This window comes from Streptomyces sp. NBC_00670 (assembly GCF_036226765.1).
Classification (GTDB): domain Bacteria; phylum Actinomycetota; class Actinomycetes; order Streptomycetales; family Streptomycetaceae; genus Streptomyces.
Genome location: NZ_CP109017.1, coordinates 5,497,337 through 5,520,721, shown reverse-complemented (window position 1 = coordinate 5,520,721; position 23,385 = coordinate 5,497,337). Strand labels below are relative to the sequence as shown.

Below are 23,385 nucleotides of genomic sequence, written 5' to 3'. Positions count from 1 at the left end.
CGCAAACCTACTGGAGCGGGCGGCCTCGATGCAAATCGAGGCCGCCCGCTCCGAGTTCAGCCGTATGACGTGGCGTCAGACCTCCACGACGACCGGCAGGATCATCGGCCGGCGCCGGTAGGTGTCGGAGACCCACTTCCCCAGTGTGCGGCGGATGAGCTGCTGCAACTGGTGCGGTTCCACGACGCCGTCCTGGGCCGATCGTTCGAGCGTCTCCGTGATCTTCGGCAGGACGGCGGCGAACGCGGAGTCCTCGATGCCGGAGCCGCGGGCCTGGACGTGCGGACCACCGGTGATCTTGCCGGTGGACGAGTCCATCACCACGAAGACGGAGATGATGCCCTCGTCGCCGAGGATCCTGCGGTCCTTGAGCGCGGGTTCGCCGACGTCGCCGACGGAGAGCCCGTCCACGTAGACGTACCCGGCCTGGACCTTGCCGGAGATCTTCGCCTTGCCGCCGACGAGGTCGACGACGACGCCGTCCTCGGCGATGACGATGCGGTCGTGCGGGACACCGGTCAGCGCGCCCAGCTCGGCGTTGGCCCGCAGGTGACGCCATTCGCCGTGGACCGGCATCAGGTTCCTGGGCCGGCAGATGTTGTAGAAGTACAGCAGCTCGCCGGCCGAGGCGTGTCCTGACACGTGGACCTTGGCGTTGCCCTTGTGGACGACATTGGCACCCCACCGGGTCAGGCCGTTGATCACGCGGTACACCGCGTTTTCGTTGCCCGGGATGAGGGACGAGGCCAGGATCACCGTGTCGCCCTGGACGATCCGGATCTGGTGGTCCCGGTTGGCCATGCGCGACAGTGCCGCCATCGGCTCGCCCTGGGAGCCCGTACAGACCAGTACGACCTCGTGGTCCGGGAGGTCGTCGAGGGTCTTCACGTCGACGACGAGACCGGCCGGCACCTTTAGGTAGCCGAGGTCCCGGGCGATGCCCATGTTGCGGACCATGGAGCGGCCGACGAAGGCCACCCGGCGCCCGTACTCGTGGGCGGCGTCCAGGATCTGCTGGATGCGGTGGACGTGGCTGGCGAAGCTCGCCACGATGATCCGCTTGCGCGCACCGGCGAAGACCTGGCGCAGGACGCTGGAGATGTCGCGCTCGTGCGGGGTGAACCCGGGGACCTCGGCGTTGGTGGAGTCGGCGAGGAGCAGGTCGATGCCCTCCTCGCTGAGCCGCGCGAACGCGTGCAGGTCCGTGAGGCGGTTGTCCAGCGGGAGCTGGTCCATCTTGAAGTCGCCGGTGTGGACCACCATGCCGGCCGGGGTGCGGATGGCGACCGCGAGGGCGTCCGGGATGGAGTGGTTGACGGCGACGAACTCGCAGTCGAACGGGCCGACGCGCTCCCGGTGTCCCTCGGCCACCTCGAGGGTGTAGGGCCGGATGCGGTGCTCCTGGAGCTTGGCCTCGATCAGGGCGAGGGTCAGCTTGGAACCGATCAGCGGGATGTCCGGCTTCTCGCGCAGCAGGAAGGGCACGCCGCCGATGTGGTCCTCGTGACCATGGGTGAGGACGATGCCCTCGATGTCGTCGAGGCGGTTACGGATGGACGTGAAGTCCGGCAGGATCAGGTCGATTCCGGGCTGCTCCTCCTCGGGGAAGAGCACTCCGCAGTCGACGATCAACAGGCGGCCGCCGTATTCGAACACGGTCATGTTCCGGCCAATTTCGCCGAGGCCGCCGAGCGGGGTGACCCGCAGGCCGCCCTCGGGAAGGGGCGACGGCGGGCCGAGTTCAGGGTGCGGATGACTCAAAAGACTCTCCTCACCATGCGCGCCACGTACCTGGGGGCACGTGGCGCGCATGACGTTCGTGCAAAAGCAGTTGTCGTGGTGTGGGTTCGCAGGCACGCACCGGTTCCGGGGCGTCCTGCCTCTTCAGTTGTGAAGTCCGTTGTCAGAGCTGTACCCCGCCGGCAGCAAGATCGATCTTGAGCTGGGCGGTCTCCTCGGGGGTGAGTTCCACCATGGGCGCGCGCAGCGGCCCCGCGGGCAGGCCCTGGAGGGCGAGCGCGGCCTTGGTGGTCATCACTCCCTGGGTGCGGAACATGCCGGTGAAGACCGGAAGCAGCTTCTGGTGGATCTCGAGCGCCTTCTGGACGTCACCGGCGGTGTACGCCTCGACGAGGGTACGCAGCTCCGGGGTGACGACATGGCCGACGACCGAGACGAAGCCGACCGCGCCGACGGAGAGCAGGGGGAGGTTGAGCATGTCGTCGCCGGAGTACCAGGCGAGTCCGGAGCGGGCGATGGCCCAGCCGGCCCGGCCGAGGTCGCCCTTGGCGTCCTTGTTGGCGACGATCCTGGGGTGCTCGGCCAGGCGGACGATCGTCTCGGTGCTGATCGGGACGCCGCTGCGGCCGGGGATGTCGTACAGCATGACCGGCAGGCCGGTGGCGTCCGCGATGGCCGCGAAGTGCCGGTACAAACCCTCCTGAGGGGGCTTGTTGTAGTACGGCGTCACGGTGAGCAGGCCGTGCGCGCCGGCCTGCTCGGCGGCGCGGGCCAGCTCGATGCTGTGGTGGGTGTCGTTGGTGCCGACTCCGGCCACGACGTGGGCGCGGTCTCCGACGGCCTCCGCCACGGCCCGTACGAGATCCCTTTTCTCCGCGTCGCTCGTGGTCGGCGACTCGCCGGTGGTGCCGTTGACGACCAGGCCGTCGTTGCCTGCGTCCACCAGGTGGGTGGCGAGTCGCTGCGCGCCGTCGAGGTCGAGTGCGCCGTCCGCCGTGAAGGGCGTGACCATGGCGGTGAGGACCCGCCCGAAGGGGGTCTGCGGAGTCGAGGTCGGAGCCATGGGTAACACGCTACTCGTTGCTCAGGGCGTGGTCTGCCCTCGGGGGAGGCGACAAGCCGGGACAGAGGTGGGGTCCGGCACTGCCTGCTCGGGGGTTCAAGCAGTGCCGGGCCCGTTTGTTCAGGCTAAGTGAACCTCGCGAATTGCCGCAATCCGGACACTTCCGGAGGCTGACCGTACGTACGTTCCTGGTGTGGACGAAGCCCGGCGAATCCTCCAGACCCGGCGAGTCCTGCGAACGTCCGTGAACTTCCGCGAAAACGGTGATTGCGGGCACCAATCGAGGCACTCGTTCGTCTGTGTCGGTGAGAGTGATTCGTTCGATCGCTCTCACCCCGCCCCTCGTTCCCACGTCCTCGAAAGGATCGGCGCCTCCCATGTTCCGCCGGCGTGAGCCCGTCCCGTTCGCCTTCGTCGCCGAAGCCGACAGGTTCCGCAGCAATGTCACTCCCCCGCCCCGGCGGCGGGCCTCCGCCGGGCAGATAGCCGGGCGCTGGCTGATGGGGCTCACCATCGTCGCCGCGCTCGTCGGCGCCCTGCTCATCGGCATGCCCGCGCTCTCCCTGGACCACGCCACCACGAAGACGCAGCAGCCCGTGGCCTCCGACGGCCGCTGAGTCCCGGCGCGCTCCGGCAGTCCGCGGGGCACTCCACCGGCCGCCCTGGGGTGGTGACCGGCGGCACCGCTCGGTAGCCTCACCGCATCTCCGTGCGTGGACCGAGTGAGGAACAGACGTGCCCCTGCCCTTCCTGACGGCCGATCGGGTGTTCGACGAGGCGGCGGACGACCGTGCTCTGCCCTACGAGGACCGCGACCACTGGCGCCGTCCGTACCGGCCCGGTCCCTGGCGGGTCGCCGCCGCGGCACTGTTGCTGCTGCTCGCCTCGTACGTCCTCTTCGCCGCGGTCATCATCGCGTTCACCGGCACGCTGTCCACCGCCGTGGGCTGCCTCGGTGCCGCCCTTGTGGTCATCCTGGGCGCGCTGCGGCTGCTGCGCATCGGCGTCTGGGTGAGCGGGCGCGGGCTGCGCCGGGTGGGCTTCTTCCGCACCACCACCGTGCCGTGGGAGCAGGTGATCGCGGTGCGCACGGCCCAGCAGCCGGTGCGCTGGCTCGGTCTGCCGCGCACGGTTCAGGGCCAGGCGCTGACGCTGGTCCGCAGGGGCCGTACGACGGACGGGCCGGTGCCGCTGCTGACCACGCACGACGCGGACTTCCTGGCGCGTCCGGACGCCTTCGACCGGGCGGCGGACACGGTCGAGGCGTGGGCCGAGGAGCACCGGCTGGGCGGATGACGCCCGGCCGAGCAGGGCGCGCCCCGGCTGGGCGGGCGATGCCCCGGCTACGCCCCGACAGCGTCCTCGGTACTGCCCGCGCTGTTCGTGCCGTCCCTGCCGTCCGTTCCGTTCGTGGCGTGCAGGCTGATCGCGCGTTGCATCGCCTTGCGGGCGCGCGGGACGTCGCGGGCGTCGTGGTAGGCGACGGCGAGGCGGAACCAGCTGCGCCAGTCGTCCGGGGCCTCTTCGGTCTCGGCCCGGCGCCGGGCGAAGACCTCGTCGGCCGAGTCGCGGTCGATGCGCCCGCTGGGCGTGCGCTTGAGCTCGTCGACCGGGAGGCCCCCCTCCGCGTCGAGCTCGGCGGCGAGCCGGTTGGCCCGGCGCACGAACTGGGTGTTCTTCCACAGGAACCACAGCCCGATCACCGGCAGGACCAGTACGGCGACGCCGAAGGTGACGGTGATGGCGGTGCCGTTCTCGATCAGCAGCACCCCGCGGCTGCCGACCAGGACGAAGTAGACGACCAGGACGGCGGCCGTGACGAAATAGGTGATCTTCGCACGCATGAGGCAGGCTGCTTTTCTCGGGTGTTCCGCGAGGTTTCTGGGGGGGTCTAAGGGTCTCTCGGAGGTTTCTCGGGTGGGTCGCCGGGTCAGTCCAGGTCCAGGAAGTGCTCCAGGCCGAAGGTGAGGCCCGGGGCGGTCACCACCCGGCGGACGCCCAGCAGGATGCCGGGCATGAAGCTGCTGTGGTGCAGCGAGTCGTGGCGGATGGTGAGGGTCTCCCCCTCGGCGCCGAGCAGCACCTCCTGGTGGGCGAGCAGTCCGCGCAGCCGTACGGCGTGCACGGGCACCCCGTCGACGTCCGCGCCGCGCGCACCGTCCAGGGCCGTCGTCGTGGCGTCAGGCGCCGGGGCGCTGCCCGCCTTGGCGCGTGCCGCGGCGATGAGCTGCGCGGTGCGGGTGGCCGTACCGCTGGGGGCGTCGACCTTCTTCGGGTGGTGCAGTTCGACGACCTCGACGGACTCGAAGTAGGGCGCCGCGAGCTGTGCGAACCTCATGGTGAGGACGGCCCCGATGGAGAAGTTCGGCGCGATGAGCACGCCGGTCTCCGGGGAGCCGTCCAGCCATCCCGTCAGCCGCGCGAGGCGGTCCTCGGTCCAGCCCGTGGTGCCGACCACCGCGTGGATGCCGTGGCGTACGCAGAAGTCGAGGTTGTCCATGACCGAGTCGGGGGTGGTCAGCTCGACCGCCACCTGGGCGCCGGCCCCGGTGAGCGCCTCCAGCTCGTCCCCGCGGCCGAGGGCGGCCACCAGTTCGAGATCCTCGGCGGCCTCGACGGCCCGTACGGCCTCGGCGCCGATCCGGCCCTTGGCACCGAGGACCGCCACGCGCAGCTTGCTCATCTTCTGGCTTCCTTATCGATGTACCGATGTGTCGACGTACGACTGCCGGCTTGCCGGAAAGGCGTTACGCGACCGCCTCGTGCAGCCGGGCGGCCTGCCTGTCCTTGAGCGGTCCTATGACCGACAGCGAGGGACGCCGTCCCAGGATCTCGCGGGCGACCGCGCGGACGTCGTCCGGGGTGACCTCGGTGATCCGGGCCAGCATGTCGTCGACGGACATCTGGTCGCCCCAGCACAGTTCGCTCTTGCCGATACGGTTCATCAGCGCGCCGGTGTCCTCCAGGCCGAGCACCGTGGAGCCCCGGAGCTGGCCGATGGCGCGGTCGACCTCCTCGTCGGACAGCCCGTGCTCGGCGACGTGGTCGAGCTCGTCGCGGCAGATCTTGAGCACGTCGTGCACCTGACTGGGCCGGCAGCCGGCGTACACGCCGAACAGACCGCAGTCGGCGAAGCCCGAGGTGTACGAGTACACGCTGTAGGCCAGGCCGCGCTTCTCACGGACCTCCTGGAAGAGGCGGGAGGACATGCCGCCGCCGAGGGCGGTGTTGAGCACGCCCAGTGCCCAGCGGCGGTCGTCGGTGCGGGACAGGCCCGGCATGCCGAGCACGACGTGCGCCTGTTCGGTCTTGCGGCCGAGCAGGTCCACGCGACCGCCGGCCCGCAGGGTGCGCCGGCCGGAGCGGGGCTCCACCGGGACGGCGTCGGGGCGGCTGAGGGCGTCCACGCGTTCGAAGGCGGCGCGGACCTGGCGTACGACCTTGGCGTGGTCGACGTTGCCGGCGCAGGCGACGACGAGGTGCGTGGGGTCGTAGTGCCTCTTGTAGAAGCGGCGTATCCGGTCGGCGGTCAGCGCGTTGACGGTGTCGACCGTGCCGAGGACGGGGCGGCCGAGGGCGTTGTCGCCGAACATGGTGTGCGCGAAGAGGTCGTGCACGCAGTCGCCCGGGTCGTCCTCGGTCATCGCGATCTCCTCGAGGATCGCGCCGCGTTCGACGTCGACGTCCTCCTCGCGGATCAGGGAGCCGGTGAGCATGTCGCAGACGACGTCGATGGCGAGGGGGAGGTCGCTGTCGAGCACGCGTGCGTAGTAGCACGTGTACTCCTTGGCCGTGAACGCGTTCATCTCGCCGCCGACCGCGTCGATCGCGGCGGAGATGTCCAGGGCGCTGCGCCGGGCGGTGCCCTTGAAGAGCAGGTGCTCGAGGTAGTGGGTGGCGCCGTTCAGCGCGGGCGTCTCGTCGCGGGAGCCGACGTGGGCCCAGATGCCGAAGGTGGCGGAGCGTACGGAGGGCAGCGTCTCGGTGACGATGCGCAGGCCGCCCGGGAGGGTGGTCCTGCGGACGGTGCCGATGCCGTTGCTGCCCTTGATGAGGGTTTGGGTACGGGCGACGGCCCGCGCCTCCGAGGAGGTGCGGGCCGTCGCCTTGGAGCCACGGGACGTCACTTGTCGCCGTCGTCCTTCTTCTCGTCGTCGCCTTCGCCCTCGATCACGGGGATGAGGGAGAGCTTGCCGCGGGAGTCGATCTCGGCGATCTCGACCTGGACCTTGTGGCCCACACCGAGCACGTCCTCGACGTTCTCCACGCGCTTGCCGCCGGCCAGCTTGCGGATCTGCGAGATGTGCAGCAGACCGTCCTTGCCGGGCAGCAGGGAGACGAACGCACCGAAGGTCGTCGTCTTCACGACCGTGCCCAGGTAACGCTCGCCGACCTCGGGCATCGTCGGATTGGCGATGCCGTTGATCGTGGTGCGGGCGGCCTCGGCGGAGGGGCCGTCGGCGGCACCGATGTAGATGGTGCCGTCGTCCTCGATCGTGATCTCGGCGCCGGTGTCCTCCTGGATCTGGTTGATCATCTTGCCCTTGGGGCCGATGACCTCACCGATCTTGTCGACCGGGATCTTGACGGTGATGATCCGCGGGGCGTTCGGGGACATCTCGTCGGGCCGGTCGATGGCCTCCATCATCACGTCGAGGATGTGGAGGCGGGCGTCGCGGGCCTGCTTGAGGGCCGCGGCCAGCACGGAGGCCGGGATGCCGTCCAGCTTGGTGTCGAGCTGGAGGGCGGTGACGAACTCCTTGGTGCCGGCGACCTTGAAGTCCATGTCGCCGAAGGCGTCCTCGGCGCCGAGGATGTCGGTCAGCGTCACGTAGTGCGTCTCGCCCTCGACCTCCTGGGAGATGAGGCCCATGGCGATGCCGGCGACCGGGGCCTTCAGGGGCACACCGGCGTTGAGCAGCGACATGGTGGAGGCGCAGACCGAGCCCATGGACGTCGAGCCGTTGGAGCCGAGGGCCTCGGAGACCTGACGGATCGCGTAGGGGAACTCCTCGCGGGCCGGGAGCACCGGCACCAGGGCGCGCTCGGCGAGGGCGCCGTGGCCGATCTCGCGGCGCTTGGGGGAACCGACGCGACCGGTCTCACCGGTGGAGTACGGCGGGAAGTTGTAGTTGTGCATGTAGCGCTTGCGCGTCACCGGGGAGAGGGTGTCGAGCTGCTGCTCCATGCGGAGCATGTTGAGGGTGGTGACGCCCAGGATCTGGGTCTCGCCACGCTCGAACAGCGCCGAGCCGTGCACGCGCGGGATGGCCTCGACCTCGGCGGCCAGGGTGCGGATGTCAGTGACACCGCGGCCGTCGATGCGCTTCTTCTCCTTGATGACGCGCTCGCGGACCAGGGACTTGGTCAGCGCGCGGTACGCGGCGGAGATCTCCTTCTCGCGGCCCTCGAACTCGGGCAGCAGCTTCTCGGCGGCCAGACCCTTGACGCGGTCCAGCTCGGCCTCGCGCTCCTGCTTGCCGGCGATGGTGAGCGCCTGGGCGAGCTCGGGGCGGACGGCGCCGGTGAGCGCCTGGAGCACGTCGTCCTGGTAGTCCAGGAAGATCGGGAACTCGCCGGTCGGCTTGGCGGCCTTGGCGGCGAGGTCCGACTGGGCCTTGCAGAGCACCTTGATGAAAGGCTTCGCGGCCTCCAGGCCGGCGGCGACGACCTCCTCGGTCGGCGCCTCGGCGCCGCCCTTGACGAGCTGGATCGTCTTCTCGGTGGCCTCGGCCTCGACCATCATGATCGCGACGTCGCCGTCCTCCAGGACGCGGCCGGCGACCACCATGTCGAAGACGGCGTCCTCGAGCTCGGTGTGGGTCGGGAAGGCCACCCACTGGTTGTTGATCAGCGCGACACGGGTGCCGCCGATCGGGCCCGAGAAGGGCAGCCCGGCGAGCTGCGTTGACGCGGACGCGGCGTTGATCGCGACGACGTCGTACAGGTGGTCGGGGTTGAGCGCCATGATCGTCTCGACGACCTGGATCTCGTTGCGCAGGCCCTTCTTGAAGGACGGGCGCAGCGGGCGGTCGATGAGGCGGCAGGTGAGGATCGCGTCCTCGGAGGGCCGGCCCTCGCGGCGGAAGAAGCTGCCGGGGATCTTGCCGGCGGCGTACATCCGCTCCTCGACGTCCACCGTGAGGGGGAAGAAGTCGAGCTGGTCCTTGGGGTTCTTCGAGGCGGTGGTGGCCGACAGCACCATGGTGTCGTCGTCCAGGTAGGCCACGGCGGAGCCGGCGGCCTGCTTGGCGAGGCGGCCGGTCTCGAAGCGGATGGTGCGGGTGCCGAAGGAGCCGTTGTCGATGACGGCCTCGGCGTAGTGGGTCTCGTTCTCCACCAGCGTTTTCTCCTACGTTTCGTCTTTCGTCCCGGCCCGCCCGTGTGGCGGGGGGACAGGGGCGGAGAAGCGCTTCCTGCGGTGCGGGCCGGTCTTCGATCGAAGCACCCGGGGCGTGCGCCCGGGGGCCACTACCGAGGACCGGCGGCGGCTCGGCCGCGCTTCTCCTCGTTCGGCCGTACGCAGTGCCGTGCGGTACGCACCGCCGTGCTCTGCGTGTGTCCGTGTCGTGCTGGGTCGTGCTGGGTGGTGCTTTTTCGTGCTGTTTTCGTGTCGTGCGTATTGCGTTGTGCCACCACACTACAAAGCGGCACTGACAGCGCGCACGTTTCCGCACGTACGGCAAAGGGAGCGGCCCCCGATCGGTTCGGGAACCGCTCCCTCCACGGCGTCCTACCGGGCGCCCGCCGCACCGCGGCGGATGCCGAGGCGGTCGACCAGCGTACGGAAGCGCTGGATGTCCTTCTTGGCCAGGTACTGCAGCAGCCGGCGGCGCTGACCGACCAGGATCAGCAGACCACGACGGGAGTGGTGGTCGTGCTTGTGGGTCTTGAGGTGCTCGGTCAGGTCCGAGATGCGGCGGGACAGCAGCGCGACCTGGACCTCGGGGGAGCCGGTGTCGCCCTCCTTGGTACCGAACTCGGTGATGATCTGCTTCTTCACGGCGGCGTCGAGCGACACGTGTACTCCTCGTAGTCTCCGAAATGCCTCCGAGCGCCCCCGGTCTGCATCTCGGGGGAGCTTCCGTTACTCGGGAGGCGGGCCGACGAGCGCGACCACCGGAGCCCTGGGGGGCTGGGGGGTGTGGGCGCACGTGGCCGTCAGCCAGAGTACCAGTGCGAGGGGGCCGCTCCGCCGGGCGGCGTCCGGACCCGGTCCGCGTTCGGATCGCGGGGCTGCCTAGCCCAGCATCGAGCGTACGTCCGAGAGCACGCCCAGGACCGCCAGGCAGAGCGGGACCAGGACGAGCAGCACGGCGCCCTCGGTGAGGTCCAGGAAGCGGCCCCAGAAGGGGGACAGCCCCTTGCGGGGGACGATCAGGCCGATCGCCGTGATCAGCGCGGCGCCGGCGGCGACGGCCGCGGTGAGCCAGGCGGTGCGCAGGTCGAGGGCACCGCGGTCGTCGTGCAGCACGAACTCGGTGAGGGCGCCGGTGGGCGGGTTCAGGGCGAGGCCGAGGAGCAGCAGCGCGATCGCGCCGAGCCCGGCGGCCAGGACGCAGGTCACCTGGGAGGTGTAGCGGAACAGGCGCGCGCGGATCAGCATGGCGAGCCCGGCGGCGAGGGCGAGGAGCTGCGCCCAGACGTTGTCGGAGAAACCGAGGACGGCCGCGGCGGCGACCACCACGGCCGAGGTGCCGCCGACGAGGCCGAGGAGCATCTCGTGGCCGCGGCGGGCCTGGGCGGCGATGCGTTCGGCGTCCAGCGGTTCGGCGTCCGCGGCCGGCGGGGCGTCGGGGTCGAAGGCGTCCTGGCTCGCGGAGCGCGGAGGGGCGTAGCCGATGGGCAGCCGGGCGAAGCGGGCGGAGAGGCCGGGCAGGAAGGTGACCAGGCCGAGGGCGACCGGAGCGCACACCGAGGCGGCCTCGGTGGCGGAGGCGTCGGCGAGCAGGGCGACGAAGGCGGCCAGGGTGCCGGCCGCGGCCAGGAGGCCGGCGGCCACGAAGGGCGCGTCCCCGCCGGGGGTGAGGACGACCAGGACGAGCGAGGCGACCAGCAGGACCGCGCAGCCGAGCAGGAATTGCAGCTTGCCGGGGCCCTGGCCGTCGGCCGGCGCGACGATTCCGGAGCCCGCGATCACCAGCAGGGGCAGTGCGCCGAGGCCCACGGCGACGGCGGCGGCCCGGTCGGCGTACACCCGCGCCCGGACGCCCGCGAAGGCGGTCAGCAGCACGCCGAGGCCGCCGGCGAGGACGCCGGGCAGGCCGTGCATGTCGTGCCGGACCGGGTCGGCGTACCACAGGACGAAGCCGCACAGCAGCAACAGCAGTGCGCCGCCGGTCAGGCCGGCGATCCGCAGCAGGTCCTCGCTCCACAGGTGCCGGTCGCGGACGACGGCGGAGGCCACGGCGTCGGAGACGTCGTCGTGGACGGCGGGCGGGAGCGACTCGGCGAAGGGGCGCAGGCCGAGCACCTCTCCGTCGAGCACCCGTTCGTCGGCGAGGGTGCGGGCGCCGTCGAGGACCCGGCCGTCGCGCCGCACCAGGTGGTAGCCGGTGGGTGTGCCGACGGGCTGGGTCTGGCCGGTCAGGCGGAGGATCTCCGGGTAGATGTCGGCGACGGCGATGTCCACCGGCAGCGCGACGTCGATCCGGCTGTCGGGCGCCACGACGGTGACTCTGCAGAAGCCCGTGGCCGTCGTCGTACTCACCTTCACTGCCCCCCTGTTCGCGGATGCGCACGCTGCGGCCGTCACCCTACCGGCACGTTGTGTCAGTGCCGACAAGTAGGATCGCCCGCAGCGGAGGACGACCGTCGCCACGGGGGTGCCGGGGGAACCACGGTTCGTCCGTAAAGGGGGATTGATGCTCCGGTGAGCCAGATCGTCGTCAAGCGCCCGCCGCGTACCCTGCCGCCCGAAGTGCCCGCGGAGGACCTGCAATTGGAGGCTCCTCCGGAGCTGCCGCGGGGGCAGCACGAGGGCATGCTGATGCAGGTCCTGCCGACGCTCGGCATGGGTTCGTCGGTGGTGTTCTACTTCGCCTCGCCCAACGCGCATCCGTTCATGCGGATCATGGGTGTGCTGATGCTGGTGTCGACGGCCGCGATGGTGGTCTCGCAGATCGTCCGTCACCGCCGCGGTACGCAGGGGCAAATGGCCGACGTACGCCGGGACTACCTCCGCTATCTGGCCCAGACCCGGCGCACGGTCCGCAGAACGGCAGTGCGACAGCGGGACGCGCAGTTGTATCTGCACCCCGCGCCGGAGCAGTTGTGGGCGGTGGTGGCCGAGGGCAGCCGCGTGTGGGAACGGCGCGTACGGGACGACGACTTCGGCCAGGTGCGCATCGGTCTGGGCCCGCAGCAGCTGGCCACTCCCCTGGTGGCCCCGCAGACCGCGCCGGTGGACGAGCTGGAGCCGCTGTGCGCCGGTGCCATGCAGCGGTTCCTCGCGGTGCACGGCCAGTTGGACGGGCTGCCGGTGGCGCTGTCGCTGCGGGCGTTCTACCACGTGACGGTCTCCGGGGAGCCGGAGTGCGCCCGGTCGGCGGCACGCGCGCTGGTGGCGCAGGCCGTCACCCTGCACTCCCCCGACGACCTGGTCGTGGCCGTCGTCACCTCGCCGGGGGCCGCCGCCCGCTGGGACTGGTCGAAGTGGCTTCCGCACTGCCAGTTGACGGGCCGGTTCGACGGGGCCGGCACGCGCCGCCTGTTCGGTGACGACCTGGGCGAACTGGAGCAGCTGCTCGCCGACCGCCTGACCGACCGGCCCCGGTTCGCGCGCGACGGCGGGCCGCTGCTGGACCAGCCGCACATCCTCGTCGTCCTCGACGGCGGCATGGTGCCTCCCACCTCGGTGTTCGCCGGTGCCGAAGGACTGCATGGCGTGACGATCATGGAGGTCGTCTCCGGCGAGCTCGACCAGCCGCGCGGCGACCTCTCGGTCGTCGTACGCCCCGACCGGCTGTGGCTGGACTCCGGTGGCGGCATCGCCTTCGAGGGCGTGCCCGACGGCCTGTCGCTGCCCGCCGCCGAGGCGCTGGCGCGGCAGCTCGCGCCGCTGCGTATGGGCGGCGGGAACGACGACGAACCGCTGCTGGCCAACCTGGACTTCACCGACCTGCTGGGGCTGGGCGACGCCGCCTCGGTGGACGTCACGCGCACCTGGCGGCCGCGTTCGCTGCCGGAGCGGCTGCGGGTGCCGATCGGTGTCGGCGAGAACGGCCGGCCGGTGATGCTGGACCTGAAGGAGGCCGCGCAGGACGGCATGGGCCCGCACGGCCTGTGCGTGGGCGCGACCGGTTCCGGCAAGTCCGAACTGCTGCGCACACTGGTACTGGGCCTGGCGGTCACGCACTCCTCGGAGACGCTGAACTTCGTCCTCGCCGACTTCAAGGGCGGTGCCACGTTCGCCGGCATGTCGCAGATGCCGCACGTCGCCGCCGTCATCACCAACCTCGCCGACGACCTCACACAGGTCGACCGCATGGGTGACGCCATCCGGGGTGAGCTGCAGCGGCGCCAGGAGCTGCTGCGCGCGGCCGGCAACTACGCCAACATCCACGACTACGAGAAGGCGCGCGCCGCCGGCGCTCCCCTGGAGCCGCTGGCCTCGCTCGTCCTGGTGATCGACGAGTTCAGCGAACTCCTCACCGCCAAGCCGGACTTCATCGACATGTTCATCCAGATCGGCCGCATCGGCCGTTCCCTGGGTGTGCATCTGCTGCTCGCCTCGCAGCGTCTGGAGGAGGGCCGGCTGCGCGGTCTGGACACCTATCTGTCGTACCGGATCGGCCTGCGGACGTTCTCCGCGGCGGAGTCCCGCGCGGCCCTCGGCGTGCCCGACGCCTACCACCTGCCGTCCGTGCCCGGCTCGGGGTACCTCAAGTTCGGCACGGACGAGATGGTGCGCTTCAAGGCGGCGTACGTGTCGGGGACATACCGGTCGGGCGGACCCGAAGCCTCCCGGGGCAGCGCGCCCGCCGAGCGCCGGCCGGTGCTCTTCACTGCGTCCGCCGTGCCCGTCGCCCACCCGGCGCCGGAACCCGCACGGACGCCGGCCGCGCGCGCGGAGGACGACGCGCTGGCCGACACGGTGCTGGACGTGGTCGTACGGCGGCTGGAGGGCCAGGGCGTGCCCGCGCACCAGGTGTGGCTGCCCCCGCTGGACCGGGCGCCCACGCTGGACCAGTTGCTGCCGGCACTGGCGGTCTCCCCGGAGCGCGGTCTGCAGGCGCCGGAGTACTCGCGGCCGGGCGGACTGGCCGTGCCGCTGGGTCTGATCGACAAACCGTTCGAGCAGAAGCGTGAGGTGCTGTACCGGGACTTCTCGGGGGCGGCCGGCCACATGATGGTGGTGGGCGGTCCGCAGTCCGGCAAGTCCACCCTGCTGCGCACGCTGGTCACGTCCTTCGCGCTCACGCACACGCCGCACGAAGTGCAGTTCTACTGCCTGGACTTCGGCGGTGGCGGTCTGGCGGCGCTGGCGGACCTCCCGCACGTGGGCGGGGTGGCCTCCCGGCTGGATCCCGAGCGGGTGCGCCGCGCGGTCGCGGAGGTGGCGGGTGTCCTCAACCGTCGCGAGCAGTTCTTCCGCAGCCACGGCATCGACTCCGTCACGACCTACCGCAGACGTCGCGCCGCGGGCGACCTGCCCGGCGAGGCCTGGGGCGACGTCTTCCTGGTCATCGACGGCTGGGGCAACTTCAAGACCGAGTACGAGGGCCTCGAGGGCGTCGTCAACGACATCGCGGGGCGGGGCCTCGGCTACGGGGTCCACGTCGTCGTCTCGGCCTCGCGCTACATGGAGGTCCGGGCGGCCCTGAAGGACCAGATGCTGGGCCGGCTGGAACTGCGCCTGGGCGACGCGATGGACTCCGAGTTCGACCGCAAGGTCGCCATGAACGTGCCGGCGGGCGTGCCCGGACGCGGTCAGGTGCCGGAGAAGCTGCACTTCATGTCGGCACTGCCGCGCATCGACTCGACGCCTTCCGCGGAGGATCTGTCCGAGGCGACGGCACGGCTCGTCGAAGCGGTGCGGGGCGGCTGGCAGGGCCCCGCGGCTCCGACGGTCCGGCTGCTGCCGCGCCGGCTCCCGGCCGACCAGCTGCCCAAGGGCTTCGAGTTCCCGCAGCACGGCATCGCGATCGGCATCGACGAGGCGAGCCTTGAGCCGGTCTTCGTCGATCTCGACACCGATCCGTTCTTCCTCGTCTTCGGTGAGAGCGAGTCGGGCAAGACGAATCTGCTGCGCCTGATCGCGAAGCAGATCGCCGAGCGCTACACGCCGGCCGAGGCGCGCATCGTCGTCGGCGACTACCGGCGCACCATGCTGGAGGCGGTGTCGGAGGAGCACCTGCTGGAGTACGCGCCGATGGCATCGGCGATGCAGGTTCACATGGACGCGATCAACCAGTTCATGGAGATGCGGACGCCGAAGCCGGACATCACGCCGCAGCAGCTGCGCGACCGCAGCTGGTGGAGCGGGCCGCAGCTGTTCGTCCTCGTCGACGACTACGAACTGGTGGCCACGGGCTCGGGCAATCCGCTGGCCCAGCTGGTCGAGCATCTGCCCTTCGCCCGTGACGTGGGCGTGAAGTTCATCATCGCCCGCAGTGCCGCCGGCGCCTCACGGGCGATGTACGAGCCCTTCATGCAGCGGGTGAAGGAGCTGGGCGCGCAGGGGGTGGTCCTTTCGGGCGACCCGAGTGAGGGCGACATCCTGAGCACGGTCCGGGCGCGCCCGATGCCGCCGGGACGTGGCGTGTTCGTGTCGCGCAAGCGCGGTACGTCGCTGATCCAGGTGGGGTTGCTCCAGCAACGCCACTAGAGTGACTGATCGAGTCGTCGCTCTGTGCGAGTGGACGGGGCGGACGGGGTGAACGGGGAGGCAGCAGAGGTGACTTCGCACGGGGGCGGCGGCGCGGGGGACGTTCCGGACACGGGCCGGTCCTTCGACACCCTGGCCGGGGTGAATCCGCAGCTGGCGCTGGACATCCAGCACAGCGCGATGAAGGACTTCAAGAAGCGGGTCGACGCACTGCTCGTCGAGCTGGACACGTCGGAGGCGGCCCCCGGCAAGGTCGGCGACGACCGCCTGCCACGTGCGCAGCTCGGCTCCGCCGAGTTCAAGGAAGCACAGTTCCTCTACGACTCGTACACCCTCGTCCACGACGAGTTGGAGAACCTTTCCAAGGCCCTCAGCGCCCAGATCGAGGGCATGGGCCTCGCGGTCCACGCGTCACGGGTGGGCTACGCGAACCTGGACGAGGACATCAAGGCACGGATGAAGGCGGTCAACGCGGAGGCGGAGAGGTATTACGTGGCGGGGAGGGATCCGTACGTGCAGCAGCCCGACAAGTCGGCGGCGTCCGGCTCCGAGGGAACGAAGGAGCAGTGGTAATGGGCGAACAGTCCAAGAACCATGAACCCCGGCTCGCCCGCACGGACTTCGAGTCCATGACGCACGAGCAACTCGCAGCCCTGCTCGATTCCGCGAACACAGCCGGTGCCTCACACCTGTCCAGCAAGCTCTCCAAGGCGGCTTCGACGATCACGAAGATCGGCGACGACCTCATGACGTACGTCAAGGGCCTGGAGTGGCAGGGCGAGGGCGGCGACGCGTTCCGTGACTGGGGCGGCCAGACGGCGAGCTCCACGCTGCGGCTGGGTCAGTACGCCGAGGTGGCGTCCCGCTGGATGGGCACGGTGTCGCAGGCCATCGCCGAGGCGAAGGCGGCCATGCCGGACGTCTCCGAGACCACCCGGGCCAAGACGGACCTCGCGGACGCACACAAGACGATCAACGTGGCGAATCAGCCGGGCGCGCACCACGACCCCGACGCCCAGAAACTGGCCGCCACGGCCAAGACGGACGCCGCAGCCGCCCAGCACCGCATCGAGGCGGCGCGGGGCGAGGCGATCCAGCAGATGCAGAAGCTGGCGCAGACGTACGAGTTCTCGGCGCAGCAGGTGAACAGCGTGGCGCCGCCTACGTTTTCGCCGCCGGCGGATCACCTGGAGCCGAACCAATGGATTGACAACAGCGCACGGCACGTCTCTGTGGGCTCGGACGGTTCGACGACGGCATCCGGCCTGTCTCTCGGTCAAAGTGGGCAAGGCAGTGTCGGCACGCAACATGGCACCACTCACACTGTCCCTCAGTCCGTCGCTGCGGGAGGCGCGCCAGAAGTCGGACAAGCGCGCTTTCATCGACCGGCGGCGACCGAGATCGACAGCGTCGGGACACTGCCACGGACTTCTGAACCCACCACCACGACTCCGGCTTCCCCCGAGGCGGGGGCGCCTCACCGTGGCGTCTTCCTGCCCAACCAACCAACCGTCCTGCCACCGGCTTTCGGCAGGAACGGCCAGGTCGCGAATGCGCCTTCGCCTGGACGAGTTCCATCGTCCTCGGGTGTCCCCAAGGCACCCACCCCAGGGATGTCCGGCGGAGGCACCACCCGGCTGCCGCAGGAGGCCGGCATCACCGGAGGTCGCCCGGTGAGCTCCAACCCCGGTCGGGCCGCGAGTGGCATTCCGCGGGGGACGGTCATCGGCAAGGAGGGCACGCAGAACCGTGCTCCCCTGGGGCGAGGCATGTCTCCGGGCTCCTCCGTCGGTCAAGGATCCCGTCCGGGCAATGGCTTGGTCGGCGGCCGCCGTTTGGCATCGGAGACGGGCGGTGCCGTCGGTAACCGGTCCGGTAGGCCCGGCCGGGGCGGCGGGCGCCCTTTCACGGCTGGGGGTTCGGGACTCGTCCGCCCATCGTCGAGTCCTACTGATTCATCGCGAAGTCCGGTGTCCGGGCGCGTGCCCGCGGCGGGCCGGCCCGCCCGTACGCGCGCGGAACAGCAGCAGGAAGGCGCACGTCCCGATTACCTCGTCGAAGAGGAAGAGACCTGGCGTCCGGACAGCCGCCGTGCTCTTCCTCCAGTTGTCGACTGAGTCCGCGACCCACTTCACTCCGAGGAAGACACATGCGTATCGATGGCAAGCGGTCGCTCCGGCTTCTGCCAACAGTGTCCGCTGTTCTCGGTCTGCTGTTCGTAGGTGCCTCCGCCATTCCTGCCTACGCCGACTCAATTCGCGAACGGCAGTGGCACCTCGATGCCATGCACGCGGATGACATGTGGAAGTCCACCACCGGTCGTGGTGTCACGGTCGCTGTCATCGACTCTGGCGTCGATGACTCTCTGGCTGATCTGAAGGGCCAGGTTCTCGATGGCACGGACTTCTCCAGCCAACGCGGGGACGAGCACACCGACATCGACGGTCATGGCACGGGCATCGCTGCTCTGATCGCCGCGACTGGGGCTCGAGGATCGCTGAACGGTTCGTACGGCCTCGCTCCCGGAACCAAGATTCTGCCTATCCGGATGCGCTACTCGACAGAGGACTTCGGTCAGGTCGACGCACGTGCAGCGTTCTCGCGGACCCTCTCAGAGGCCATTCGGTACGCTGCGGACTCAAAGGCTCAGATCATCAATCTGTCTCTGGCCGCCAGCAACTCGCCTGGGCGGAAGAACGTGAGCACTCCCCAGCTCGAGAACGCGGTCAAGTACGCGTTGAGCAAGGGCAAGCTGCTCTTCGCCGGAGTCGGCAACGACGGGGACAAGTCCAATCTGCCGGAGTACCCGGCGGCAACACCAGGTGTAGTCGGCATCGGAGCCGCCGACGAGAACGGAAAAATAGCCCCATTCTCGCAGCGAGGCGCGCAGGTCGATCTGGTCGCACCAGGTGTGGACATGATTCATGCCTGCCCCGACGGAAGTGAAATCTGTGAGACCGAAGGGACCAGTGACGCCACTGCCATCGCCTCGGCTTCGGCCGCCCTCATTTGGTCCGAGCACCCAAGTTGGACCAACAACCAGGTTCTCCGCGTCATGCTCAACACAGCCAGCAAGCCCTCGGGCGGCGAAAAGCGCAGTGACTACGTCGGTTACGGCGGGGTCCGCCCCCGGATCGCCCTGGAGAGCCCCGGTGACCCGGGTCCTGCCGACAAATACCCCCTCCCTGAGCTCGCTGCCGCAGCGTCTGCATCCCCGTCCTCTCAGCCCTCGGAGTCGTCAGGATCCGCTTCCGCCCGCGGCGAAGCCGAGGGCAAGCAAGAGACCACCACAGCCTCAAAGACGGACGACAGCCAAAACGCACCCTTGTGGATCGGCCTGGGCATCGCGGCAGCCGCGGCGTTGATCGGCGCCGCCGTCGCCGTGCCGGCTCTCCGCGTGCGCCGCAACCGTGCAGCGGCTCCCACCACGCCGACCGCCCCGCCAGTGCCCCCGGCGTATCAGCCATACGTGCAGCCCCAGCAGCAGTACCCGCCCTATGGGCCGCCCACGGGCCATGCGCCTGGCACACCCACGGACGGAACGCCTCGCCTACCGGGACAGCACCCGTGAACCTGCGCGCAAGCGACCGAACAGTGTCCAGTGCCAGTCGGAAGGACTGCCATGTCGTTCGATGAGATGTGGGGCCAGGCTCGGAACAGTGCCGCGGCCCGCCAGCACAGCAGCATGCAGTTGAACCAACTCGCCTCCAGGGGAGGGGGAGGGGGCGGGGGCGACTCGGATTACACGGTGACCTCGCCGGATCTGAAGTCCGTGGGCAATGAGGCTCAAGAATTGTTCCACGATCTCGAACGCGATGCATTTCACGCAGGCGCGCAAACCGGTAAGGCGTATGACGACCTGATCGACGACGGTTTCAAAACTGGCTTGGCATTGTCCTCGGCATGGAATACCTGGCGGTCTCAGGCCGAGGCACTGCTCAGTGCCTGCGCGCACATTCACAATCACCTCGAGGACACGGTCATCACCCACAAGAAGCACGAGGAAGTCCTCGTGACCAACCTCTCCGTCGAACAGATCGACAAGCATTTCAAGTGAGGCTTTCATCATGGTGAGTTTCGAGCAACTCCTCAACGCCCGCCTAGGAAGCCTCGAAGGGGCCGTGGATGATTGGTCGGATACGATAAGTAAGCTTACCGTTCTCCAAGAGAAAGCCGAGACAGGGCTTCAGAAAAAAGCGGAAAATGCCGACTGGAAGGGCGAGAACGCCGGTATCACCTTGCCATTCGTCAAGAAGACCGCCGGGGAGTTCGAGGACGCGAAGAAAGAGGCCGAAGGCATCCGTAACATTCTGCGCGATGCCCATACAGATTTCAAGTCGGCGAAGGAACAGCTCAACACGATTGTCAAAAACGCTCCTGCTCAAGGACTGTACATCTATTCGGACGGTACCGTCACCTATGCGGTGCGCCCAGATAGCCGGTCGAAGGATTACGACGGGCCAGACCCGAAGGAAGCAGACTTTGAACACGTCCGCGCGGAGATCAAGAAGGCCGTGGAGAAGGCCACAGAAGCCGACGAAGTAGCCGCACGCGCTCTGCGGAAACTCGTGGGCAAGGACGACAAGAACTTCTCCGGCACCGAATATGACTCGCTCAAACAGGCAGCGAAGGCGCAGGACGCCGAGGACGCCAAAGCCGCAGCAAAAATCGTGGCAAAGGGCGACGACGCATCGCCTGAAGAGATTGCACGACTCAACAAGTACTTCAAGGAAAACAAGGGAGATCAGTATTTCGCAGAGCGCTTCGCTCTCGAAGTGGGCGCCAAGGAAGGCCTTGAGTATTGGGCCGACATGGGCGATTTCAGTGATGCGTCACGCCTCGCTATGGATCACCCCAATGAAATCAAGGAGCTGCAGAAGAACTGGAGTTTGACCCTGGCCGCAGCCACTCACTCGCACAGCCCTGCGATGGAGCAGTGGAAGACCGATATCATCAAGTCCGGAGATGATGTGGTCCGGACTCGCGGCACTTCTGCCTACGGCTTCCAAGTGATGAGCAACCTCATGCGCTACGGGTCGTACGACACGAAATTTCTCAACGACTACGGAAATGCAGTAACGGTCACAGAGAATAAGATGACCCGCAATGGTTCGCTGGGGGCCAACCAAGTATGGAATGCCGGCTTGAGCAGCCCACCGCGGCTCAACTGGGACGGCAAGGACCTAGGGCGCGATCCCATGGCGGGGTTCATGGAGGCGTTGGGTCACAACGCCGACGCCTCCACAAAGTTCTTCAATAGTGACATCGACCTTACGCCGGACAACCATTCGGACAACAAGAAGTTCGATGCGTTCAAATATTTCACCAAAGAACGTGATTGGCCTAAGGACGCGTACAAGGACGGCTACAGTAATAAATACGGGTATGACAGCCTTGGTCACGCGCTTGAGTCCGCCACCACTGGACGCTCCTACGACGCTTCGGCACAGGACTTCAAGGACGTACGCTCGCCAGACAACGCCAAGGTCATGCAGAAAGTTGTCGAATTCTACGGCAGCGATCCGAAATACGCGCACGAGCAAGGAATTTCGGACAGCCTGGCCAACATCGGAACCGCTTACATCGACGAATTTAACCGGTCACTTGAGCAGGACGACAACGACTCGATGAGGGAGGTGAGCAACTCCCCGTTCGGCGCTAACCTGACCGATGGACATTCACGATTCGGCTCTGATTACGACGACAATCTGCTCTTCAATCGCGGCGATTCCGTCAATTTCCTGAGCATTGTCTCACAGAGCGAAGAAGGTCACTCGCAACTCTCTGCGGCCCAGTCCGTCTACACTGCAAATACCTTGGGCATAGTTGGTCCGGAGCCAGGATCACAGGAGATCAAACCCACCGACCTCACAGATGCTCACACTGTAATGCGAGTCGGTTCCGAAACGCACGGCATCCTGGATAATTCACGAATTGGGCAAATCGAGCAAGATTACGAAGAAGGATCCAAAGAGCGCCAGAAGAACATCGCGAGGACAACGGAATGGATCAAATTCGGGACGGAAGCCGTGGTGGGCGGCGGCATCGCGATTGCGACCGACGGCGTGGCCAGCCCTGTGGTCCCGGTGATAGCAGATACCGTAGGGAGTGCCGTCGTCGGCGGCCTGGGGATGTTGTCTGATGACATTTCCGAGGATTACACCGAAAAAGATGACGACGAATATAAAAAGCCGTACGACGATCTCAAGGAGGAATCCTTGAACAAGGGGAAAGCCAACGCGTTGCAGCCCGCCACTGCGTACGCACAGGCTCCGGGCTGGAGCGAGAAGAACAGCAACTTCATCCAGGAAGATCTGACGAACTACGTAAAGAATGCACGACTCCAGGCGCGCGAGGACAATCTCCCCGACCCATACAAGGCAGATGACTGATGCACACGTTGAAGAGGGCTGTTGTAGTCGCGACGGTCATCGCTGCTGCGGTGGCAGGGTGCGGCTCAGAGAAGGACGAACATTCTGCAGCAGCGAACAGCAAGGAGGTATGTGGCCACTTCGCCAAAGACTCTGATACAGCGACCGCGCTCTCCCGGATCAGCGGCACGGACCGCTTCTCGGAAGGCGGTTCCAAGCGTAAACAGACACTTGCCTCCCTTCGCGCCGCTGACGGAAAGACGGACAGTGCGCAGGAACTACAGGGGTCGCCGCTGTGTGTCCTCAAGTCAGCTGACGGCGAGACTAGCATCCTCTCAATATATTTTCGAGAAGCATCAACCGTCAGTAAGGCCTCTTCGGAGAATGAGAAGACCTTCACCTTCTATGGCACCGGCGCGTCGGCCATGGCTTCGAATCGGCTCGCATCCATTTACTTCCACTGCCGCATGCAAAACCCAAGCAAGAGTTTGATTATCAATGGGAGTCTTGAACGGGAGAACAAGCTTGATATAGACGGGAAGGAAGCAGCCGACCAGCAAATGGTCGTCATGAACGCTGCGGCACGCCAGGTTGCCAAAGACTTGGGCTGCGACGGTGCCGGGCTTTCGAAGCAACCGCCCCAGGCCGTCTCGGGCGTCTACGCAGGGAAGTGAAAAGTCACATCGACACCGCCAACACGGAGGACGCCGGTGGACCGGCATCGCGGCACCCTGGCAGCAGCGGCTCTTCTTACCCTGGTGTGCGCTGCATGCGGTAGCGATCCGGATAACGGGGCCGATGCACTCAAGAAGGCATGCGGTGGGGTTTTGGACTCCGCCACGATCAAGGAGGCGAGTGAAAACGAACGTTTCAGTCGCCTGCACGACGTCTCCAAATCGGAGCCGTATGCCTTGGCCGCAAAAACCATCCTCGAAGAAGATCATGCAGCCTACGTCTGCGAAGTCGCCATCCGTGACGCTCCCGTCGGCGGTGGGAAGGGACTGTCGATAGAGTTCAGCCCCGGCCAGAGAAGTCTCTTCCCTGAGCATGAGGAGCGGAGCTTCAGCGGCTGCAGGGCCTATAAGTTGGGTAGCGACATGCAGGCCACGACCGAGTCGGGGAGTGCGAGCGTCTACTTTCACTGCAAGGTGAAGGGCAGGGAAGACTCGCTCACCGTGACCGGGGAAATGAACAACGAGCTGGACCTCTCTGTGGACACAAGATTTCGCGTCCTGTTCCGTTCCTCCGAGAAGATGGTGAAGCTTCTCAAGTGCGCCAATGCCATCGATTTTCCGGCGCCTGAGACCATGAAGCCTTTTCCTATGGACAAGGATTGACCGCAGTGGTCGGCGGATGGCGGCTCCACTGCCGCTTCTCAGCCT

Annotated in this window: 18 protein-coding genes; 10 read left to right on the top strand and 8 right to left on the bottom strand. The window is 67.8% G+C overall.

Annotated elements, in window-relative coordinates:
• Positions 1-75: 75 nt before the first annotated feature.
• Positions 76-1,761 (bottom strand): ribonuclease J, encoded by a 1,686-nt coding sequence (locus OIE12_RS24585; protein WP_329138805.1) that lies wholly within the window; start codon positions 1,759-1,761, stop codon positions 76-78.
• A 142-nt stretch (positions 1,762-1,903) separates the two neighbouring features.
• A complete protein-coding gene (dapA, locus tag OIE12_RS24580; RefSeq protein ID WP_030381283.1) occupies positions 1,904-2,803 on the bottom strand; it encodes a 4-hydroxy-tetrahydrodipicolinate synthase in 900 nt (299 codons plus the stop codon).
• A 377-nt stretch (positions 2,804-3,180) separates the two neighbouring features.
• Here dapA and OIE12_RS24575 point away from each other — a divergent pair, with 377 nt between their 5' ends.
• Both OIE12_RS24575 and OIE12_RS24570 read left to right on the top strand, forming a co-directional pair.
• On the top strand, positions 3,181-3,420 hold the full coding sequence (locus OIE12_RS24575) for a hypothetical protein (protein WP_329138802.1): 240 nt from the start codon (positions 3,181-3,183) through the stop codon (positions 3,418-3,420).
• A gap of 118 nt (positions 3,421-3,538) precedes the next feature.
• Positions 3,539-4,099 (top strand): PH domain-containing protein, encoded by a 561-nt coding sequence (locus OIE12_RS24570; protein WP_329138800.1) that lies wholly within the window; start codon positions 3,539-3,541, stop codon positions 4,097-4,099.
• A gap of 47 nt (positions 4,100-4,146) precedes the next feature.
• Here the strand turns inward: OIE12_RS24570 and OIE12_RS24565 are convergent, their stop codons facing one another.
• The 6 genes from OIE12_RS24565 to eccD form a co-directional block, all read right to left on the bottom strand.
• On the bottom strand, positions 4,147-4,647 hold the full coding sequence (locus tag OIE12_RS24565) for a tetratricopeptide repeat protein (RefSeq protein ID WP_329138797.1): 501 nt from the start codon (positions 4,645-4,647) through the stop codon (positions 4,147-4,149).
• A gap of 86 nt (positions 4,648-4,733) precedes the next feature.
• Complete coding sequence (gene dapB, locus OIE12_RS24560) at positions 4,734-5,486, bottom strand: 4-hydroxy-tetrahydrodipicolinate reductase (protein WP_329138795.1); 753 nt, start codon at positions 5,484-5,486, stop codon at positions 4,734-4,736.
• 64 nt (positions 5,487-5,550) lie between these two features.
• Entirely contained in the window at positions 5,551-6,930 is a 1,380-nt protein-coding gene (locus OIE12_RS24555; protein WP_329138793.1) for a M16 family metallopeptidase, read from the bottom strand.
• The gene (locus tag OIE12_RS24550) at positions 6,927-9,143 is read right to left on the bottom strand and encodes a polyribonucleotide nucleotidyltransferase (RefSeq protein ID WP_030381289.1); all 2,217 of its coding nucleotides are present in this window, start codon (positions 9,141-9,143) and stop codon (positions 6,927-6,929) included. The genes OIE12_RS24555 and OIE12_RS24550 overlap by 4 nt, the downstream gene beginning before the upstream one ends.
• A gap of 393 nt (positions 9,144-9,536) precedes the next feature.
• Complete coding sequence (rpsO, locus tag OIE12_RS24545; RefSeq protein ID WP_030381290.1) at positions 9,537-9,824, bottom strand: 30S ribosomal protein S15; 288 nt, start codon at positions 9,822-9,824, stop codon at positions 9,537-9,539.
• Positions 9,825-10,043: 219 nt separating this feature from the next.
• Positions 10,044-11,513: a type VII secretion integral membrane protein EccD gene (gene eccD / locus OIE12_RS24540; protein WP_329138789.1), complete on the bottom strand. Its 1,470-nt coding sequence runs from the start codon at positions 11,511-11,513 to the stop codon at positions 10,044-10,046.
• A gap of 162 nt (positions 11,514-11,675) precedes the next feature.
• Between eccD and eccCa the strand changes: the two genes are divergently transcribed.
• The 8 genes from eccCa (at position 11,676) to OIE12_RS24500 (ending at position 23,340) form a co-directional block, all read left to right on the top strand.
• Complete coding sequence (gene eccCa / locus OIE12_RS24535) at positions 11,676-15,632, top strand: type VII secretion protein EccCa (protein ID WP_329138787.1); 3,957 nt, start codon at positions 11,676-11,678, stop codon at positions 15,630-15,632.
• Positions 15,633-15,701: 69 nt separating this feature from the next.
• The gene (locus OIE12_RS24530) at positions 15,702-16,205 is read left to right on the top strand and encodes a hypothetical protein (RefSeq protein ID WP_329138786.1); all 504 of its coding nucleotides are present in this window, start codon (positions 15,702-15,704) and stop codon (positions 16,203-16,205) included.
• On the top strand, positions 16,205-17,749 hold the full coding sequence (locus OIE12_RS24525; RefSeq protein ID WP_329138784.1) for a WXG100 family type VII secretion target: 1,545 nt from the start codon (positions 16,205-16,207) through the stop codon (positions 17,747-17,749). Before OIE12_RS24530 ends, OIE12_RS24525 begins: the two co-directional genes overlap by 1 nt.
• A gap of 32 nt (positions 17,750-17,781) precedes the next feature.
• The gene (gene mycP / locus OIE12_RS24520) at positions 17,782-19,203 is read left to right on the top strand and encodes a type VII secretion-associated serine protease mycosin (RefSeq protein ID WP_329138782.1); all 1,422 of its coding nucleotides are present in this window, start codon (positions 17,782-17,784) and stop codon (positions 19,201-19,203) included.
• Positions 19,204-19,254: 51 nt separating this feature from the next.
• The gene (locus tag OIE12_RS24515; RefSeq protein ID WP_329138780.1) at positions 19,255-19,689 is read left to right on the top strand and encodes a hypothetical protein; all 435 of its coding nucleotides are present in this window, start codon (positions 19,255-19,257) and stop codon (positions 19,687-19,689) included.
• A gap of 10 nt (positions 19,690-19,699) precedes the next feature.
• Positions 19,700-22,024, top strand: coding sequence for a hypothetical protein (locus OIE12_RS24510; protein ID WP_329138778.1), 2,325 nt, complete (start codon positions 19,700-19,702; stop codon positions 22,022-22,024).
• Entirely contained in the window at positions 22,024-22,677 is a 654-nt protein-coding gene (locus OIE12_RS24505) for a hypothetical protein (protein ID WP_329138776.1), read from the top strand. Before OIE12_RS24510 ends, OIE12_RS24505 begins: the two co-directional genes overlap by 1 nt.
• Before the next feature lie 36 nt (positions 22,678-22,713).
• The gene (locus OIE12_RS24500) at positions 22,714-23,340 is read left to right on the top strand and encodes a hypothetical protein (RefSeq protein WP_329138774.1); all 627 of its coding nucleotides are present in this window, start codon (positions 22,714-22,716) and stop codon (positions 23,338-23,340) included.
• Positions 23,341-23,385 lie beyond the last annotated feature (45 nt).